Source organism: Enterocloster citroniae, assembly GCF_040545455.1.
Taxonomy (GTDB): Bacteria; Bacillota; Clostridia; order Lachnospirales; family Lachnospiraceae; genus Enterocloster; species Enterocloster citroniae.
On the sequence record NZ_JBEPLZ010000011.1, the window covers coordinates 28,810 to 48,702 of the forward strand.

Annotated in this window: 15 protein-coding genes; 12 read left to right on the plus strand and 3 right to left on the minus strand. The window is 49.4% G+C overall.

From position 1 onward, the window contains the following. Positions 1-25 precede the first annotated feature (25 nt). Together ABID13_RS15635 and ABID13_RS15640 are read right to left on the minus strand one after the other, a co-directional pair. The gene (locus ABID13_RS15635) at positions 26-868 is read right to left on the minus strand and encodes a LysM peptidoglycan-binding domain-containing protein (protein ID WP_048929699.1); all 843 of its coding nucleotides are present in this window, start codon (positions 866-868) and stop codon (positions 26-28) included. A 54-nt stretch (positions 869-922) separates the two neighbouring features. Then, a complete protein-coding gene (locus ABID13_RS15640; protein ID WP_048929700.1) occupies positions 923-1,726 on the minus strand; it encodes an MBL fold metallo-hydrolase in 804 nt (267 codons plus the stop codon). A 143-nt stretch (positions 1,727-1,869) separates the two neighbouring features. On the opposite strand from ABID13_RS15640, the gene ABID13_RS15645 reads away from it, so the two are divergent. The 4 genes from ABID13_RS15645 (at position 1,870) to ABID13_RS15660 (ending at position 6,148) form a co-directional block, all read left to right on the plus strand. Then, positions 1,870-3,807, plus strand: coding sequence for a fructose-bisphosphatase class III (locus ABID13_RS15645; RefSeq protein ID WP_007861309.1), 1,938 nt, complete (start codon positions 1,870-1,872; stop codon positions 3,805-3,807). Further along, positions 3,807-4,313: an HAAS signaling domain-containing protein gene (locus tag ABID13_RS15650; protein WP_007861308.1), complete on the plus strand. Its 507-nt coding sequence runs from the start codon at positions 3,807-3,809 to the stop codon at positions 4,311-4,313. The genes ABID13_RS15645 and ABID13_RS15650 overlap by 1 nt, the downstream gene beginning before the upstream one ends. A gap of 166 nt (positions 4,314-4,479) precedes the next feature. Then, entirely contained in the window at positions 4,480-5,199 is a 720-nt protein-coding gene (locus tag ABID13_RS15655; protein ID WP_007861307.1) for a C40 family peptidase, read from the plus strand. 226 nt (positions 5,200-5,425) lie between these two features. After that, the gene (locus ABID13_RS15660) at positions 5,426-6,148 is read left to right on the plus strand and encodes an NlpC/P60 family protein (protein WP_007861305.1); all 723 of its coding nucleotides are present in this window, start codon (positions 5,426-5,428) and stop codon (positions 6,146-6,148) included. Between the two features lie 180 nt (positions 6,149-6,328). Here the strand turns inward: ABID13_RS15660 and ABID13_RS15665 are convergent, their stop codons facing one another. Further along, positions 6,329-6,532: a cold-shock protein gene (locus ABID13_RS15665; RefSeq protein WP_007861303.1), complete on the minus strand. Its 204-nt coding sequence runs from the start codon at positions 6,530-6,532 to the stop codon at positions 6,329-6,331. 778 nt (positions 6,533-7,310) lie between these two features. Here ABID13_RS15665 and ABID13_RS15670 point away from each other — a divergent pair. The 8 genes from ABID13_RS15670 to ABID13_RS15705 all read left to right on the plus strand — a co-directional run bounded on the left by ABID13_RS15670 (position 7,311) and on the right by ABID13_RS15705 (position 19,868). Further along, on the plus strand, positions 7,311-7,556 hold the full coding sequence (locus ABID13_RS15670) for a hypothetical protein (protein ID WP_007861299.1): 246 nt from the start codon (positions 7,311-7,313) through the stop codon (positions 7,554-7,556). Between the two features lie 1,081 nt (positions 7,557-8,637). Further along, positions 8,638-10,473, plus strand: a complete 1,836-nt coding sequence (locus ABID13_RS15675) for a sensor histidine kinase (protein WP_048929701.1) — start codon at positions 8,638-8,640, stop codon at positions 10,471-10,473. 14 nt (positions 10,474-10,487) lie between these two features. Then, positions 10,488-12,005, plus strand: coding sequence for a response regulator transcription factor (locus ABID13_RS15680; protein WP_007861296.1), 1,518 nt, complete (start codon positions 10,488-10,490; stop codon positions 12,003-12,005). Continuing rightward, the gene (locus ABID13_RS15685) at positions 12,002-13,249 is read left to right on the plus strand and encodes an ABC transporter substrate-binding protein (RefSeq protein WP_048929702.1); all 1,248 of its coding nucleotides are present in this window, start codon (positions 12,002-12,004) and stop codon (positions 13,247-13,249) included. The genes ABID13_RS15680 and ABID13_RS15685 overlap by 4 nt, the downstream gene beginning before the upstream one ends. A 113-nt stretch (positions 13,250-13,362) precedes the next feature. Beyond that, positions 13,363-14,766, plus strand: a complete 1,404-nt coding sequence (locus ABID13_RS15690; protein ID WP_048929703.1) for an extracellular solute-binding protein — start codon at positions 13,363-13,365, stop codon at positions 14,764-14,766. A 173-nt stretch (positions 14,767-14,939) separates the two neighbouring features. After that, the gene (locus ABID13_RS15695; protein WP_048929704.1) at positions 14,940-15,824 is read left to right on the plus strand and encodes a carbohydrate ABC transporter permease; all 885 of its coding nucleotides are present in this window, start codon (positions 14,940-14,942) and stop codon (positions 15,822-15,824) included. Between the two features lie 13 nt (positions 15,825-15,837). Beyond that, positions 15,838-16,659, plus strand: a complete 822-nt coding sequence (locus ABID13_RS15700) for a carbohydrate ABC transporter permease (RefSeq protein ID WP_007861292.1) — start codon at positions 15,838-15,840, stop codon at positions 16,657-16,659. A gap of 26 nt (positions 16,660-16,685) precedes the next feature. Continuing rightward, positions 16,686-19,868 (plus strand): alpha-mannosidase, encoded by a 3,183-nt coding sequence (locus ABID13_RS15705; protein WP_007861291.1) that lies wholly within the window; start codon positions 16,686-16,688, stop codon positions 19,866-19,868. Positions 19,869-19,893 lie beyond the last annotated feature (25 nt).

The following is a 19,893-nucleotide window of genomic DNA, read 5'->3' on the forward strand; positions in this document are numbered from 1 at the left end:
CCCGTATGTTCATACAGGGCAGAAATCATTTCACCACAAACCGCTCCGGCATATGGATCATCTGCCCTGCAATGATCACATCAGGGTCTGTAATGGTATCACGGTTGCATTCATATATTTCCCGCCAAAGGGATGGGTCGTGGTACCACAGGTTTGCCAAGCTGGAAAGGCAGTCTCCTTTCCGGACCATGTATTCGTGTCCCCATCCGTCACTGTTGACTTGGTAATAGGCGGGCTGCCGGTCCATGAAGAAGTGGGTGCCCAAAGGCATGGTATGTTCCACCCCGTCTTTATCCAGAACGCGGAAATACAGGGTTACTTTTATGGTTTTTCCCTTCCCTTTATAGGCTTTGTATTTGTCAGGAAGCAGGGAGAACCAGCGGTCCGGCTCCGCATCGGGATTGGCCCGGTATACGGATGTGGGAGCTCCGTTCACGGCCTCCACGGAGGAGATGGCCATGGGCTCAATAGAAGCGCCCTCGATCCGTTCTGTTTTTCCATCCATCTCCACTTCGCTGAAATAGGAGACATCCGTGTCCAGGCTGAAGTAGGTGTATTGAAAAGCAGAATCCCAGTGATTCACCGGATCGTGCATGAACTGGTCGGAATATGCGTTTTGCTCATGGGACCAGTGGATCCCTCCGCTAAAATTAAACCCCTGGTCTGAGGTACTGAATTCAATATCCGTGGGCGGATACAGGACAGGATTGCCCTTGCTGTCGCTTACTCCTTCCATCAGCCCCACGGGGCCGGAGGTCTCCGCCCGGGATTCTGCCTGAAAAAAGAGAGCGGAACAAAGGCAGATGGAACCAAATAATAGGAGGGCAGAAAATATCACCCTTCCTGTCCTGCTCATTGATCTTGTCATTCCGGTCCTCCTTTTCTTATACGGCGGCTTTTCAGATGGCAGTGCGGCCGCTCCTTAGAGAGATATGATCTCCCTGTCCTCAGGCACCAGCAGATTGCCGTGATAGTACTCCCTGCCTTCCTCTGTGTACAGTGCTTTGCGCTGGGCCAGCTGTTTGTCCTCCGTGTGCCACAGCACAAGGTTTGGGATGTTCAGCTCCCCGGCCAGTTCACAGGCCTCCTTGACAGTGCTGTGGTGCTTTTCATAGGGGGCAAATATTTCGCGGTCCCGGTACAGGCAGAATGCCTCGTGGAGAAGCCAGTCACTTCCCTCCACATAGGCGCGGCAGTCGGGATTGTATGGTTCATCTCCAGCACAGGTGAATTTAAGCCCGTTCTTTAAGGTGGTGGTAAAACCAAACTGCTTGGCTTTGGTGGAAAGGATGTCAAAAAATGTCACGTCATAATCCAGGATATGGACGGTTTCCCCGTCCTCCACAGGAACCAGGAAGATGCGGCTTCCGATCATCTTATAAAATTTGCCCTGCATGGTCAGGCGGCAGATGGTGGAAATGGTTTCCACCAGGTCCTGGTGGCAGTAGATCTGCAGTTCGCCCTCGTAGGCGCTCTTTCTCATAGCGGTTGCAATCATTCTCACCATCCATACGATTCCCAGGATATGATCCGTGTGTTCATGGGTCACAAAGATGTTGTGGATATGGCATATGTCTACATCCATATCCTCCAGAATACGCAGGATGCCGTTGCCGCCGCCCGCATCCACCATAAAGTATTCATCCCCGTCCCTGAGGGCGAAACAGGTGTTATAGCAATGGGTTGCCTGGGCATTTCCTGTTCCAAACACATATAAATTTTCCATATATTTCCGTCTCCTTAGAAAAAATTTTAGATAATCTTAATCAATATTAACTCTTTGTTCAGCTGGAAAAACTTTTCATTTACTTAAGAATATGTTACTATAACTTTAAACAAAATGCAATTGTGATTGGGGAGAATATGACAATGAGGGATTTGGCATATCTGCGGCTTCTGGCAAAAGAATACCCCACGGTTAAGGCGGCGACCAGTGAAATCGTCAATCTCATGGCAATCTGCAGCCTTCCAAAGGGAACGGAATACTTTTTCAGCGATCTCCATGGGGAATATGAAGCGTTTATTCATCTTTTGCGCTCATCCTCCGGTATTACCAGAGAGAAGATCAAAGACACCTTCGGCCACCTGATACCTGAGGATGAACAGGTGCAGCTGGCAAATCTGATCTACTATCCTGAGCGGAATCTGGGCAGAATGATAAAGCAGGGACATTTTACGGAGGATTGGCAGAAAATTACCATCTACCGGCTGGTGCAGAGCTGCAAGGAGGTATCCTCCAAGTACACCCGCTCCAAGGTGCGAAAGAAGATGCCCAGGGAGTTTGCCTACATTATTGATGAGCTGCTCCATGTGGATTACAATGATGACAACAAAAAGCTGTACTACAATGAGATCATCCACTCCATCATTGACAACAACATTGCGGACAAGTTCATCATAGCGCTGTGCCATTTGATCCAGAACCTGACCATTGATAACCTTCATATTATAGGGGATATCTATGACAGGGGGCCGAGGGCGGACATTATCATGAATGAGCTGATGAATTTCCATGATGTGGATGTACAGTGGGGCAATCATGATATTTCCTGGATGGGGGCGGCAACCGGCAACCTGGCCTGTATCTGCAATGTGCTGCGCATTGCCATCAGCTATAACAGCTTTGATGTGCTGGAGGACGGGTACGGCATCAACCTTCGCCCCCTTTCCATGTTTGCGGCCAGGGTGTACCAGGATGACGCCTGCGTGCGGTTTATGCCCAAGATACTGGATGAGAATATCTATGATGCAGTGGACCCCGGCCTGGCTGCCAAGATGCATAAGGCCATTGCCATTATCCAGTTTAAAGTGGAGGGGGCCATGATGAAGCGCCATCCTGAGTACGGGATGGAGAACCGGGTCCTTCTTGACAATATTGATTTTGAACAGGGGACCGTGTCCATTGACGGAAGGCCATATCCCATGATGGATATGAACCTGCCCACTGTGAATCCGGGGAATCCGCTGGAGCTGACCAGGGGGGAAAAGGAACTTCTGCGCACCCTGCAGGCATCCTTTAAGCACAGCGATCTTCTGCACAAACACGTTAAATTCCTCTATTCCCACGGAGGTATGTATAAGTGCTACAACTCCAATCTTCTGTACCATGGCTGCATACCCATGAAAAAGGACGGAACCTTTGATACCATCACCATTGACGGAGTCGATTACAAGGGAAAGGCGCTGATGGATTATTTTGACCGGCAGATGCAGAACGCATATTTTATGCCTGAGGGGACTGCGGGGAAAGAGACTGCCATGGACCTGATGTGGTATCTCTGGTGCGGAGCCAAGTCACCGGTGTTCGGAAAGGACAAAATGACCACATTTGAGCACTATTTTGTGGAGGATAAGGCGACCCACAAGGAGGTCATGAATCCATATTACCAGCTGAGTGTGAAGGAAGAATTCTGCAACCGTTTATTGGAGGAATTTGGCCTTCCCGTGGAGGGATCCCATATCATCAACGGTCATGTGCCGGTGAAGTTAAAGGACGGGGAAAAGCCCATGAAGGCAGGCGGTAAGCTGTTTATCATTGACGGAGGGCTGTCCAAGGCATATCAGAGCACCACGGGGATCGCGGGATATACCCTGATCTATAATTCCCATCACCTGGCCCTGGCGGAGCACATGCCCTTTGACCCCAAAAAAGAGAGCACGCCTAAGGTATCGGTGGTGGAAAAGGTAAAAACCAGGGTCATGGTGGCGGACACGGATAAAGGCCGGGAATTAAAGGGGCAAATCGCTGATTTAAAAGAGCTGGTGGCGGCTTACAGAGAAGGTACCATAAAAGAAAGGGTTGAGTAATGAGTAAGTTAGAATTTTTACAGGGATTAAAAGCTGAGCTGGAAGGGCGTGTACCCCATTCCATCATACAGGAGAATCTGAGATATTATGATTCCTATATTACGGAGGAGGCTGCCAAAGGACATACCGAGGAGGAGGTCATTGAAGGGCTGGGCGGTCCCAAGATCATTGCCAGGACCATTGTGGATGCCGCTCTGGATACGGAAGACCGTCCGGACGGGTTTGACACTTACGGCTCAGGCGCTGCTTATGATGAGGGGACAGGGGGAGGATACACCCAGAGAGAGAGCCAGGATCCCTACCATAAGGACCCCAAATTCCACTATGTGGATTTCAGTAAATGGTACGTCAGGCTGATTGCAGGCCTGGTGGTATTCCTTTTTATTCTCCTGATCATGACCGTGTTCTTTGGGATCATGGGCCTGGCAGGCTGGATCCTGTCCTATATCTGGCCCATACTCCTGGTTATGATGGTGGTGTGGATGTTCAGGGGACCCCGCAGATAAGGGGCTGTTCTGGAAAAAGGACAGCCCTGGCAGAGATATCCTGCTGTAATAATATCCTCTTATAGTTGACAAATATGTAAAATAATTATATACTTTATTTTAACAAATGTAATAATTACGTAACATATTGTAATCGAAATAAAAGGATATAAGGCAGGAAACAGGTTTGAATAAACGTGATTTTTGGAACGGGTTACTGAAGATATCGGGAGTTCTGTGCCTGGTGGCAGGTCTGTCCATTGCATGTCCCCAGGACAGCCAGGCAGCTGCAAGGCAGGCAGAGGTTAAGACGCGGTCATCCTATGTGGTGAAGATTGAAGCCCCGGCCGTGGATGTATATACATACGCAAGCGAGCGTTCAGAAAAGCAGGGCCAGGTCATGAGAGGCCAGACCTACGAGGCGTTGTCCGGCGCCGGCCAGGGATGGGTAAAGATCCGCACCGGAGGACGGGAAGGGTATATCCGGACCACGGGCAATGCATCCGTGGTGGAAAAAGCCCATGAAACCGTTGATGAGAACGTTAAAAAGCGCCGTCAGGTAGTGGAATATGCCATGCAGTTTGTGGGAGGCAGATATGTGTACGGCGGAGTTGACCCCAACCGTGGGGTGGACTGCTCCGGTTTTACGCGGTATGTGCTGTCCAATTCAGCTTCCATCGCCCTGCCCCATTCTTCCAAGGGACAGTCTTCCTATGGGAAGCAGGTGACCGTGGAGGAGATGCAGCCCGGGGATCTGTTGTTCTACAGCGGCTCAGGCGGTATCAACCATGTGGCCTTGTATATAGGAGACGGCAAGATCGTCCACGCCTCCACTGAAAAGACGGGAATTAAAACATCCCCATACGATTACCGGGAGCCGGTTAAGATCGTCAGCCTGCTGTCTTAGGACAGCAGGTTTTTTGCTTTGCAGAGACGCGCTTCTAATCCGCCTGATATGTTATATCTTGCACTGAAATTGTTAAAAATGATATTTAAATTATTAAAAATGTCTAAAGATGTTGACGAAATATGAAAATGTGATATAATAAATTCGTAATGAATGTAACACTTATGTAACAAATCAAGAACAGGGTTGCATTCACCATTAAAACAGGATGGGAGATTTCCTTTTAATGAAACGTATGTTAAGTCAACTTTTAAGAACAGGCGCTGTGTGCGGAATGCTGATGGTAATGAATCCGTTTACATCCCTGGCAGCCATCGGACCAGGATTTACAGCAGGTACATATGTAGCGACCATTACATCAGAGAGTGTGAATATCAACAAAAGCCAAGACAGCGAAGAAGTACTGATGACAGCCCAGGTAGGGAATACATACGAGGTATTAGAGGATTTAGGAAACGGATGGATGAAGATCCGTGTGAACGACACCGAAGGATATCTTCCGGTATCCGGTAATGCTACGGTAGAAGAGGTGGCGGCGGATGAGATGGCGGAAGTGCAGCAGGATGCACTGGAGTCTTCCAACAGTTACAAAAGGCAGCAGGTGGTTAATTATGCCATGCAGTTTGTAGGGGGAAGATACAGATACGGCGGCAGCGATCCCCGCACAGGTGTGGATTGTTCCGGATTTACAAGATACGTGCTCCAGAACTCCGCAGGCATCAGCATGAACCGCTCTTCCGGTGGACAAGCCCAGCAGGGTGTGGCCATTGGAGCCGACCAGATGCAGCCGGGAGATCTGCTGTTTTACGGCAGCACAAGGGGTATCAATCACGTGGCCATGTATATTGGAAACGGACAGATTGTACATGCTTCCACGGAGCGCACGGGTATTACCATATCTAACTGGAATTACAGGAATCCGGTTAAGATCATTAATGTGTTAGGATAGATTTTCAAATATAATAAAAGACGCGCCCTGGGACGAAAGTCTCGGGGCGCGTTCTTTTGCGCTGAAATTGTTAAATATGTCTTCCCAGGACAGCCGGGCCTGTGTCCGGGCAGCAAAAAAGGAGCCTGCAAAACTCCCGGTCCTGCGGTGCCCCTTTGATCTGTCACGAAACGTATATGCTTAAGCTACGCACACATTAACAGCCTGTAAGCCACGATTGCCATTGGTAATGTCAAAAGTAACGGACTGTCCATCCTCTAATGACTTGAAACCATTGGAAGCGATTCCTGAATAATGAACGAAGATGTCCTCGCCATTCTCTGCGTTTGTGATAAAGCCAAATCCTTTTTGTGAGTTAAACCACTTAACTGTACCTTTGTTCATGAAAGATACCTCCTGTAATATAATATGTGTTTCTTGAATAAAAATAAAAATCACATATTTTTGTAAATCATCAACTCGTTCATGACTTACAAAAATATGTGAAATCAGAATTAATCAAAAATACTTTTTTAATATATCATAGGGGAGGGGATTTGTCAAGAGGGAAATTTATCGACAGCCAGCGATTCCAACGCCAGAGATTCCAACGCCAGAGATTCCAACGCCAGAGATTCCAACGCCAAAAGTTACGGTTAAAAGTCCCACCGCCAGATGTCCCATACGGAGAAACACCGGATAGGGGAGCTATCCGGTGTTTACTCAAGGGGAGTATAAATAATTAATAAGGATGAGGTCATGGTTTAAGGGAAACCATTTTTCCTCATATTATTTATAATATATTTTCAGGAAAAAAGCAACCTTATTTTGACGATATGGATGTTTAAAGCGGTGAACAATCCCTTGGTTTTATTGTATTTTCACTACGGTGTCTTTTTTGCTCCTCATTTTTGCGGGCAAAAGAGATGGTTTTTGACCGGAATGACATGGAATTATCGTGGCAAAGTCACAAGCGGACAGGGACTTTACTGTTAGATGGTGTGTGGACATATTAAAAAATTCATGAAAATTGCCAGAGATGGAAAAATGAACCCTGTTTAATTTTAGAATAAGAACAGACAGACGTTCTGTTTATTTTTTTGTTTTCTCTGGAATAAGAGGACTGCATTTATGCCATACTAAGGCTGTAACTAAAAAAACGTGTTTTTAGGAGGTAGTGAAGATGTCTAATAAGAATAACTACAACAACGACATGGAAAACAGCTCAAGAAATTGCAAGAACATGGATCAGCAGAATAACAGCCAGAACAATTCTCAGAACAGTTCCAAGAACAGCTCTCAGAACAGTTCTCAGAACAAGTCCCAGAATAGTTCTCAGAACAGCTCTCAGAACAGCTCTCAGAACAATTCTCAGAATTATTCCCAGAACAGCAGCCGCAACAGCAGCAGAAATGAGTCTAATTTCTAATCTGGCAGTTTGTTGTGCAGATCGATCCGGAGTAAAAAAGAAGGCCGCCGCCGTGATAAACGGCGGTCTTTTTTGTATCATAGGGTGCGCCCAGTAAAGGGCTTGAAGTTCGGTGGGTGAAAGTCCCACGCTGTAAGGTATAAGCCGTACCGCAGCTAGCGAGTCTTGGGTGGGTAGTAGAGATACTGACTGCTAAGCGTAGACAGCGAAACTTGCAGGGCATAACTATATATAGCCTTGATATCAAAATGTAATTGGGAAGGAAGAGGTGCTCCTATTCACTGAAAGCAATACGGCTGTAAACGATAATGGCGAGAATACAGCCGCTTCCCCGGTTTTTTTAGGTTGGTCATGCAAGGAAGGATTTTAAGTCAACCGGGGAGGTCTGTCTGGATCCGGAGGAGTTGCGTACATCTGGTATGTGGAACAACTGAAGAAGGGAGAACCACAAAATACCCAGCAGAAGTCGGATGGCCGAATAGTACACAGAAGAAATAAAGTTGTGGAAGTCGAGAAGAACCTGTCCTCGCACCTGTCCTCGCAGGTCTGTCATGTAAAGTCATACCAAAGAGGAAACATAGTCTGTACACAGAGACGGGAGGAACTATGGAAACGAAATTGGCGAGAATATCACAGCTGTCGAGCGAAAATCCAGACATGGTGTTTACGTCCATAGGACATCAGCAAGCCTGAACTCGTTTTATAATATCGTGCGATACAGGCTGTACTACTGGCTGAATAGAAGAAGCCAGCAAAAAAGCTATACAAAGGAAGGGTACAAAGAACTGATGAAGCAGTTTCCGCTTGCCCAGCCACGTATTTATGTCAGTATATACAGATAGCAGTCGATGTATAAGCTTTACAGGGAGCCGAATGCGGGAAAGCCGCACGTTCGGTTCTGAAAGGGGTAAGCCCCGTAAGGGGCTTATCTGCTTACCAAATGCCCTCTCCGCTCAAAGGAACGCTGGGATGCTCTCTGCATGGGGATTTTGTGGTTGCAGGCACTTGGACTGGGGCGAAAATCATGCTAGAATATGGGAAGATGCAGCGAATAAAATCTTCTGATGAAAGGTGACCAGCCATGATAAATATGAGAGGTCGACTGACTGCAAAATACCGGTCCATGGAATTGGGAAAAAAGATCCTGGTTATCCTTTTGTCCGTGTCCCTTTTGCAGATCGGAATTATTCTGATGATATCCTACCACTTAAGCTCCGCCATTATAACGGAACAGACACAGGAACTGATCAGCGAGAGTCTGGAACAGAGTGCGGGGAATATAAGGGCAACATTTGAACGCTTTAACAGCGTGATACAGGAGATCTATACCAACCCGGACTATATTGACGACCTGAAGATCATCAATTCCTGGGACGGGGAGGATTATTACCGGTCTAAGCATTCCCTGGAGGACAAGCTGCGGGATATCATATATATGAACGAGGAGATCATGGGGATCGCCATTGTGGGGAAATATGGGGATGAGTGCTTTTATGACAGCGTGACCTTGTCAAGCCGGAAGCCGTATTGTTTCCCTCCCAACCTGAAGAATGATCCGCTAGTAAAGGATGCCATGAAGCAGAAGGGCAGTATTTATTCTCCCCTGACCAGTAAGAACGATGAGGAATATGGAAGCCACTCCTACTTTTTCATAGCCCACCCCCTTGCTGATTTTAACAATTACAAAAGGGGAGCCGAGGGCTGTGTGATTCTGTGTATTGATGAGAGCCGGTTCCGCAGGGTTTACAGCCAGGGAGGCGAGGAGTCCAACATTTCTTTTCTGGTGGATTGTTACGGCAACATGGTATCATTTCCCCAGCAGGGATACCATGATACCAACCTGTTTCCAGGGCGGTACGGGGTGATGATAGGAGAGGAGGATATGGATGTCCTTAAAAAGGCGTCCTATGATTTTATCAGCAAGATCCATTACTTTCGTGCCGGAAACCTGTCTGTCAATGCCCTCAGCATTCTGAACGGGGAATTCTTTATTGTGAATATCCAGGATCTGAACTACTCCCTGTCTAAGCTGCGCTATCTCCTGATCATGATCTGTCTGGTGGCAGGGCTGGTGGGAGCAGTCTGTTTCCTAATTGTGTATTACATATCACAGGATACGGACCGGTCCGTGAAGAAGATACTAAAGGCCATGAACGAGGCCAATAGAGGAAACCTGGACAGCAAGGCGGTGGTGGAAGGAAATGACGAGTTTGCCAGGATCTCCGAGCACTTTAATGATATGCTGGCAGAGATCAAGAAGGCGAACCAGCAGGAGCGGGAGTCCATGGTCCGGGAGAAAAATGCAGAGATACGGTCCCTGGAAGCCCAGATCAATCCACATTTCCTTTACAATACACTGGATACCATCAACTGGCAGGCAATTGAACAGCAGCAGTTCTCCATCAGCCAGATGATCACAAAGCTGGCCCAGATCCTGCGCTACAGTATCCACAACAGCAATGAGATCGTGACGATCCGGACCGAGCTGGAATTTTTGAAAAAGTATATCTATTTACAGCAGCAGCGCTTTGACTACTCATTCCAGTGCTCCATTGATGCGGATGAAAAGGTGGAGGAGTGCTGCATCCACAAACTCCTGCTGCAGCCACTGGTGGAAAATACCATTATCCATGGATTTCCGGACAGCGGGAGGCCGGGGGAGATAGACATATCCATACAGTACACAGAAGAGGGAAATATTTCCATAGAGATCAAAGATAACGGCGTGGGCATGAGCCCTGATCTGGTGCGGCAGCTGAACTCATATGACGGCAGGGCTGACACCCTGGGCAAAACCATTGGAGTCAGGAACGTGATCACCAGGATCAAACTGTATTATGGGGACAAAGGGGATATCCGTTTTGACTCAGACTTGACAGGGACCACGGTGCGCATTGTGATTCCGGAAGTACATTAGGAAGGGGTGATGGGATGAGGATCGTTCTGGTGGAGGATGAACATAAAACCAGGAATGGCATTCTGAATATGATAAAGCAGTTTACCGCCCATGAGGTGGTGGGGGTTGGGGAAAATGGGCAGGAAGGATATGAACTGGTGAAAGAGAAGCAGCCGGACCTGATTATCAGCGATATCAGGATGCCGGTCATGGGCGGCCTGGAAATGCTCCAGAAGCTGTTTGATGAAAAGGTCAGGTTCAATGCAATTCTTCTCACCGGGTACTCGGACTTTGAATATGCAAGGAAGGCCCTCCAGCTTCAGGTGGTGGACTATCTCCTGAAACCGTTGGACGTGGAGGATTTTTTAAAGAATCTAAGCGCCGTGGAGACAAGGATCTGTAATACGAGGATCCAACAGGTTTCCGTGGAACAGCTGCTTATTAATTACAAGGAGTGCCAGGAAGAGCAAAAGGACTCAGTGCGCCTGGTGCTCCAGGAGATGCTTCACATGAATGACAAGACAGAACTGACCTTGTTTTTATTATCCCCGGGAAGGATGTTTGTGGACCGGGTGGCGGAGTTTATGAACTGTACAAAGGAACTGCTGGAATCACTCTGCATTGAAAATTCCTGTGTCATCTCCGTGCCCGGGGAAAAGCGCATCCTGGTCATTGCGGCCGGCACGGAGAGAAACAGGGGGTTTAAGAACCGGTTTGCCATAAAGGTCCTGCCGGAGCTGGAGGAGATAGGGGCCTGTACCTGTGTCTGCCACCGGGTCTGGGGAATTGAAAATCTGTGGCCCGGGGTGGAACAGATGACAGGCTGGCTGCCCTATGCGTTTTCCCTTGATCCTGACAGGATGATCGATGAGGAGACGGTTGCACAGGTGCGCTACGGGCCATTGGAATATCCTGAGCATTTGGAGAAGTCCATGATCCGCGAACTTCGCAATGGCAACAAGAAGAAACTGGAGGAATACGGAAATAAATTTATCAGGGAGGTTGCGGACAGCAATGGCAGACCGGAAGAGATACGGGAGTGCGCCGTACGCCTGATCGCCAATGTGTTCAATGTGGCCAGGGAGATGAAGGAGTATTTTAACCAGGAAGAGAACATTCAATATTTTATTGAAATGGTCGTATTGAGTGAAAGCAGAAGCGAGGTCCATTACCAACTGGAAAAATTCATACATATGATCTCCAAAGAGCCGGGGGAAGAAATGCCCACGGAGAACGGCATGGTCATGAACGCGGTTTCCTATATACGCACCAACTATAAAGAGGACATCACACTGACGGATGTGGCCAGGATATGCAGGGTGACGCCGGAATACCTGAGCAGGATTTTTTACCGGGAAACAGGGATTAATTTCAGCGCTTTTTTACAAAATTTCAGGATCAGCGCTGCCAAGCGGATGCTGATGACCGGCAATTATAAGATCTATGAGGTGGCTGAGGCCGTTGGCTTTCATGACCAGAAGTATTTTATTAAGGTATTTAAAAAACTCTGCGGGGTGACTCCGTCAGAGTATAGGAAGGAATCCAGGTTATGAGCATAAAAAGGGTTATGCCTGTTGTAATAGGAACACTTATGATCTCCATCCTGATTGTATATGTCCAGTTCCAAAAGGATATCCCGGAGGATAAGTCTGCACAGGACCAAACCGCGGTCATCAAAGTCCTGTCCTGCTATGAGATCATGGGGCAGCAGGAGATATTAAGGCAGTTTGCGGATGAGTTTAATGAACAAAATCCAGGCCTGCGGGTGGAGATGGAATTTATTGACAAGGAAAACCTGAAAAAGGACATATGCCTGAGGGAGGAACGGGGAGATAAGGCGGACATGGTTATCTGCGACAGCCTGGAGATGGCCGGACTTCTTGACATGGATGTGCTGGAAGACATCACCCCCTACATTACCAAGGAGCGGAGGGCCAGCGTCATATGGCCGGATATGTGGCAGGCTGTTATGGATGATGGGAAATACTATGGGATCCCCTTTAGCTGCGATCCCTATGTACTGTTTTCCAATACCGGATATTTTGAGAAAAAGGCTCTGGATGTGCCGGATAACTGGAATCAGGTATTTGAAGTGTGCAACAGCATTGACAGCAGCGGGATTTACGGCCTTGGATTCGGCGTGCGGCGCACAGGGGATGGAGCGCGGCTTTACAGCAGCGTGCTTTACATATGCGGCGGAAACTACTACAGTCTGGACAGCAGTCCGGGGATCAGGTCCCTGGAACTATTCGACACCCTGAAGCGGTGGGGCTATGTGGATAAAAATGTGATCAATTATACACAGACAGATATTGCGCGGGAATTTGCAGATGAAAAGGCAGCCATGATCATTGCCCCCATCAGCGTAAAAACCTATCTGGACCAGCTAAAGAGCGGTATATCCTACAGGATCACTGCGGTGCCCGGGGAGGTTAGGGAGGGGTATGTCCTGTCAGGGGACAATATAGGGATCCTGAAAAACGGGGACAGAGGCGCCCTTGCATTTATGGGGTATCTGTACCAGCCGGAGGTCAGGACGCGTTTCTTAAATGCCACAGGCACCCTTCCCCTGTTTCAGGCAGAAGCAGGAGAAGGCGGAAATGACAGGGATATGCTGCAGCTGAAAAAGGGGTTTGTCAACCAGGGGATTTTGTTAAAGAGTTACAATTCCTGGTTTGAGGTATCCAGCATCCTTTCCGAATATGTTTGCAGCCTGCTTACAAAGAAAAACATAGATGTGCCCGAAACTGCAAGGAACCTCCAGGATGAGGTGAGGGTTGCGATCATGAACCACTGATGCTTTTTGCGTCAGTGGTTAAAATTTTACCCTTTTTTCAAAAAAGTGGAATATACTTTGGCTGTTTGAAATGATACCATCAGTGTACAAAGAAAAATAAAGGAGAGGGAAAAATGAAAAGAAAATTGATCAGCGCGGCATTGGCCGCTGTTATGGTTTCCAGCCTGGCTGCATGCGGGGCCTCCGGGTCTGCATCCGCCACCGCAGCCCCGTCTGAGCAGCAGAGCGGGAAGGAGGAGACCGGGGCGTCATCAGGGGAAAAGAAGACTCTGACCGTTACATTTAAGGATGATGGCCAGGGAGAAAACCATCCGTGGTATGTATGGCTTAAGAAAAGCTATGAGGAATGGGACCAAAAGGATGGGATCGATCTGGAACTTGCCCCCATCACATCCTCTGAGGGGGATTATTATACCAAAGTTGCCCTGCAGCTGGCGGACAAGAATACCTGCCCGGACATTGTGATCGAGGATACCTTCCAGCTTCCAAGTGATGTAAGCGCCGGATACCTGACTAATCTGGACTCTTATGTGGCCGGTTACCCGGAATGGTCCGATGGGACATATTATGATTCTCTGAAGGCAGGTTCTGTTGCAGAGGACGGCTCTGTCTACGGTATCCCTTATTCCACGGATGCCAGAGGGATCTGGTACAACAAGGAGATCTTTAAGCAGGCAGGTCTTCCCCAGGAGTGGCAGCCGGAGAACTGGCAGGATATTTTGGACGCGTGCGCTGCCATCAAGGCCAATGTTCCGGATGTGATCCCATTCTGGTGTAATTCCGGTGTGGCAACCGGTGAGGCTACCTCCATGCAGACCTATGAAATGCTGCTGTACGGAACAGGTGAGCAGCTTCTGGATGAGAATGGAAAATGGATCGTAAAGAGCCGGGCCATTGAGGACACCCTGCAGTTTATCAGTGACATTTATACCAATGGCTACGGACCCTCCCTGTCCCTGGTACTTAACGGGCAGGCCACCAACACGGCCAGGCGCGAATATCTGCCCCAGCAGAAACTGGCAATGTCCATGGACGGAGCCTGGATCTGTGCAAACTGGGAGGAGACAGGCGCTTCCCCATGGCCTGAATACCAGGAGATCATGGGATTTGCAGCCATGCCCACACAGAACGGCGGCGGTGTGATCACCATGTCAGGAGGCTGGTCTGTTTCCATTCCTGAAAATTCCGATATGAAAGATGAGGCGTTTGCCTTTATTAAGAAATTAATGGAACCGCCTCTGTACACCGAATCCGTGATCGCCCAGGGAAGTATTGTCACCAGGACGGATGCGGCTGCGGATGAGGCATATACCTCCCTTCCCTTCCGCACGGAAGCAACCGACCTGCTGGAGGGAGCCTTCTTCAGACCACAGAACGAGCAGTATTCAGTTGTGACCAATAATATCCAGACCATGGTGGAGGCGGTTGTATCCGGCAGTACGCCGGAGGATGCCATGAACCAGTATGCCATGGATGTGGCCCGCGTGGTGGGGGATGACAATGTAGTGGAGAAATAAGTTCATCTTTCCCGGAAAGATAAAGCCTGCGGCGGATCGTGTAAGGCGCACATACCTATCATGTCATGCAAAGCATGAGGCGACTTACACAAGTACGTTCAGGCGTACCTGAATTGTGGAGCGGCGATCAGACGGATTACCCTCCACATTTTTATGAAAGGAAGAGTTGTCCAATGACAAACAGACAGGTATATAGTTGGCGGGAGGAGATGAGAAAATCCGTGCTTCTGCTCCCGGCAGTGGCAGTCTTACTGTGCTTTTTCATCGTCCCCATTGTATTGACCGTGTATTACTCGTTTACAAATATGGCGCTCAGCGGTTCCAATGCCAGGAATTTGAAGTTCATTGGCCTGGAGAATTACCAAAGAATGCTGACAGACCCCAGCACCATCACGGCTATCAGGAATACCCTGGTATTTTTGGCGGGCAGCCTGGCAGGACAGACCATCCTGGGGTTTGCAATCGCCTATTTTATGAAACAGAAGACCAGGGCTTTCCGCAGTGTGGTGGGCCCCTGTTTCCTGGTGGGCTGGGTGATGCCGGAGATTGTGGTGGCATTATGCTTTATGGCCTTTTTTAAGGAAAACGGAACCTTAAACGTGCTTCTGGGCGCTGTGGGGATAAAGGGCATTGCCTGGCTTTATGAACATCCCATGCTCTCGGTGATCATAGCCAACGTGTGGCACGGGACCGCATTTTCCATGCTGAATTTCCAGTCCGCCCTGGATAACGTATCCGGGGAGATAGAGGAGGCAGCCCGTGTGGACGGCGCCAACCGGCTCCAGGTTCTGATCCGTATCATTGTACCCTGCATCAAGGACAGCATTGCCACCAATGTGATGTTAAACACCCTGTCCACACTGGGGGTATACGGACTGATCTACGCCATGACAGGAGGAGGTCCTGCCAATAAGACCACCACCCTGCCCATTTACATGTACAATCAGGGACTTAAGGGAATGCAGCTGGGATTTGGAACTGCCATCGGAATGCTGATCCTTCTGGTGGGCATCATATGCAGCCTGATATATGCCAGGATCTTAAAATCAAAGGATTAGGGAGGAGCGCAGCATGAATAACAAACAGGTCAATTATCTGCATTATATTGTATTGAGTTTTATGGCGCTTACATTCCTTTTGCCCCTGGTGTGGCTGGTGGCGGCGTCACTGGACCCCAATGCCAGCGATGCCCTTAAGACCCCTGCGGCCTGGACCATGGGCAACTTTGTCAGTGTGCTGACGGAAAAAAGCAATCTGCGGGCTTACTGGGTGGGCTTTGTGATATCATTTGTGGAATCACTGGCAGTGGTCCTGCTGTCCTGCCTGGCCGCATATCCGCTGTCCAGATACAAATTAAGCTACAAAAAGGCATTTATGAACATCATATTATTTATGACCGCCCTGCCCATGATCGCCGTGATCGTCCCGGTTTATAAAATGTACCTGAGTCTGGGGCTTTTGGACAAAATCTGGGGAGTGATCCTGTACCTCTCGGCCTCATCCCTTCCCTACGGGCTGTGGCTGATGAAGAATTTTATGGACGCGGTTCCCCAGGAACTGGAGGAGGCTGCCTGGGTAGACGGGGCCACCACTATGAAATCCATTACAGGGGTTGTGCTGCCGTTAATGTTTCCGGGAATCTGCACCGTGTTTATCTACACGTTTTCCAAGAGCTGGGGCAACTTTTTTGTTCCGTATATCCTTCTCAGCTCAGCGTCCAAGATGCCGGCTTCCGTGAAGCTGTATCAGTTTTTCGGCCAGTATGGACTTATTGACTACGGTCCTCTGGCAGCTTATTCCATCATCTACACGCTGCCCTCCATCCTGCTGTACATATTGTCCCAGAATTATATGTCCAAAGGATTCAGTTTATCAGGAGCCGCAAAAGGGTAGAGTTTCAAGATTTAAGGAGGTTAGAAATGATCATGCTTCGCCAGCGGATAGGAAAGTTCCTTTCTTATCTGGAACAACAGATTTACCCCCTGACCCGGGAGGTAACGGATATACGCTTTATCAAGTCGGAGGAAAACTACAGGGGCAGAATGGATCTGAATGCTTCGGAATGGAAGCCCTTTGGCAGCGGGGGGATATGGGGAGGCCACAGAGAGTATTACTGGTTCGACCTTAAGGCAACGGTACCGGAATGCTTTGAGGGAAAATGTGTCTGCCTTGAGATCCTCACCGGAAAGGAAGGGGGATGGGACGCAACCAACCCGCAGTTCTCCTGTTATGTGGACGGCGTGCTGCGCCAGGGATTGGATGTCAATCACCGGGAGGTGGTCCTTTCCGAACATGCTGCGCCGGGGCAGGAGTACCGGATCGTTCTCTCTGCGTTCACAGGGGACCAGAATTTTAACTTAAAACTCAAGGCTTCCCTGAAGGTGCTGGACCGCCTGACCGAACAATACTATTATGATATTTCCGTGCCATATCATACGGCCTGCCTGCTGGACGAGGAGGACCGGGATTATATAACCATCATCAATATCATCAACCAGTCCGTCAATCTTCTGGATTTCCGCAAGGAGGGGTCGCCTGAATATTATGAAAGCCTTGCCAGGGCGCAGCAATACATAACAGAGGAATTTTATGAAAAACGGTGCGGCACCAAGGACAGGCCGACCATCTGCTGTGTAGGCCACACCCATATTGACTGTGCCTGGCTGTGGACCCTGAGGGTCACGCAGGACAAGGCTGTGCGCAGCTTTTCCACGGTGCTGGAACTTATGCGGCAGTATCCGGAGTATAAGTTCATGTCCAGCCAGCCCCTTTTGTACCAATTTGTGAAAAAGAACGCCCCTGAGATCTATGAGGAGATCAGGGAACGGGTCCGTGAAGGGCGGTGGGAGACAGAGGGGGCCATGTTTGTGGAGGCGGACTGCAACCTCTCATCAGGGGAATCACTGGTGCGTCAGATCCTGTACGGCAAGCGTTTTTTCAAGGAAGAATTTGGAAAGGACAATGTGGTCGTATGGCTGCCGGATGTGTTCGGCTACTCAGCGGCCCTGCCCCAGATCATGAAAAAGACAGGGATCCGGTATTTCATGACCACTAAGATCAATTGGAATGAATTCAACCGCATGCCCTATGATACGTTCATGTGGAGGGGGATCGATGGCACGGAGATCCTGACGCATTTTATGCCCACCAGGGATTATAAGGACACGGCGGACAATGCCAACAGGACCAACTTTTTCACCACTTATAACGGCTTTATCAATCCGTCCCAGGTTAAGGGATCCTGGAAACGGTACAGCCAGAAATACCTGAACCAGGAGACTCTGATGGCCTGCGGCTACGGGGACGGCGGCGGAGGGACCACCAGGGAAATGCTGGAAAACCAGAGGCGGCTGTCCAAGGGGATCCCGGGCTGCCCCAACACCAGAATGTCCCATGTAACGGAGTTCTTTGAAAAGCTGGAACAGGATATATGCCAAAACCCCTATCTGCCTGTGTGGAGCGGCGAACTGTACCTGGAATACCACAGGGGCACTTATACCACCATGGCACGGAATAAACGTTATAACAGGAAATCGGAGTTTGCCTGCCAGAACATGGAGTGGCTGGGAGTGATGGAGGAATGCCTGCTGGGGGAGGAAGACCTGCCTGGCGGAGGGCATCCGGGAGGGAAGTATCCGGCCCGGCTGCTAAAGGAGAGCTGGGAGACCGTGATGAAGAATCAGTTCCACGATATACTGCCCGGTTCATCCATCAAAGAGGTATATGAAGATTCCAAGGCAGAGTATGAAGAATTGCTGGAACGTGCCGGGCAGCAGATCAGGGAACAGCTTCAGAGGCTGGCGGATCATGTGGATGCCGGGGCCGGGGATGTGGTGGTGTTTAATCCTTACGGCGCTTTGGGAGAAGGGATTGCGGAATTTTCACCAGGGAAGGGGAAAGAGGTAACCGGGCTTCGGGACGGCTCAGGAAAGATTCCGGTCCAGCAGACAGCGGAGGGCCGCTGCATCTTTGAGGCCCTGGGAGTGCCCTCAAGGGGGTACCGTACCTACGGGTATGGGGAGGAGAACGCCATGCCTTCGGAACTGACTGTCAGCGAGAGGGGAATGGAGAACCGGTACTTTATCCTGGAATTTAACGAAAAGGGCCAGTTTTCACGCATTTATGATAAGGAGAATAAGCGTGAGGTCCTGAAGCCGGGCCGGGCCGGCAATGTGATCATGAGCTACGAGGACCGTCCCCACAACTATGATGCGTGGGATATCAATAACTACTATACGGAGAAAAGCTGGGAAGTGGATCAGGTCTCATCTGTTCAGGTTACGGAGATGGGGCCGGTGCGCGCCGCGGTGCAGATCGACCGGCAGTACCTGGATTCAACCATTTCCCAGACTATTTACCTGTATGGCCATACCCCCAGGATCGATATACGGACCAAGGTGGACTGGAACGAGCACCTGATTATGCTGAAGGATATATTCCCGCTGGATGTCCATACGGATGAAGCGTCCTTTGAGATCCAGTACGGCAATGTAAAACGGCCCACCCATTCCAACACCTCATGGGATTTTGCAAAATTTGAGGTATGTGTCCATAAGTGGCTGGATGTGTCCGAGTACGGGTACGGGGTCAGCTTTCTCAACGACTGCAAATACGGCTGCAGCGTAAAGGACGGAGTGGTGGGGCTGACCATGTTAAAGTCCCCTCTGTATCCCAATCCGGATGCGGACAAGGAAAAACACGAGTTTTGGTATTCCATTTATCCCCACAAGGGGGACTGGAGGGAAGCCGGCACGGTGAAACAGGCGTATCTGTTTAATAATCCCCTGATGGCAGCTGTGAAAAACGGATCTGACCGCACCCTCCCGCCACAGTATTCCCTGGTATCCGTGGATGCGGATAATATTGTGATCGAAGTGGTGAAACAGGCGGAGGACAGCCGGGATGTGATCCTGCGAATGTATGAGTGCTTTAACCAGCGCACGGACACGCGCCTCACATGGAGGCTTCCGGTAAAGGGGGCTGCGGAATGTGATATGCTGGAGGCAGAGGAGAGGACGCTGGATGTGGCAAAGGAGGGAACCAGGCTCTCATTTATGCCCTTTGAGATCAAGACCGTGAAACTTATGCTTCAAAGCCCATAGAGAGCAGGGGAAAGTGCGCAAATAC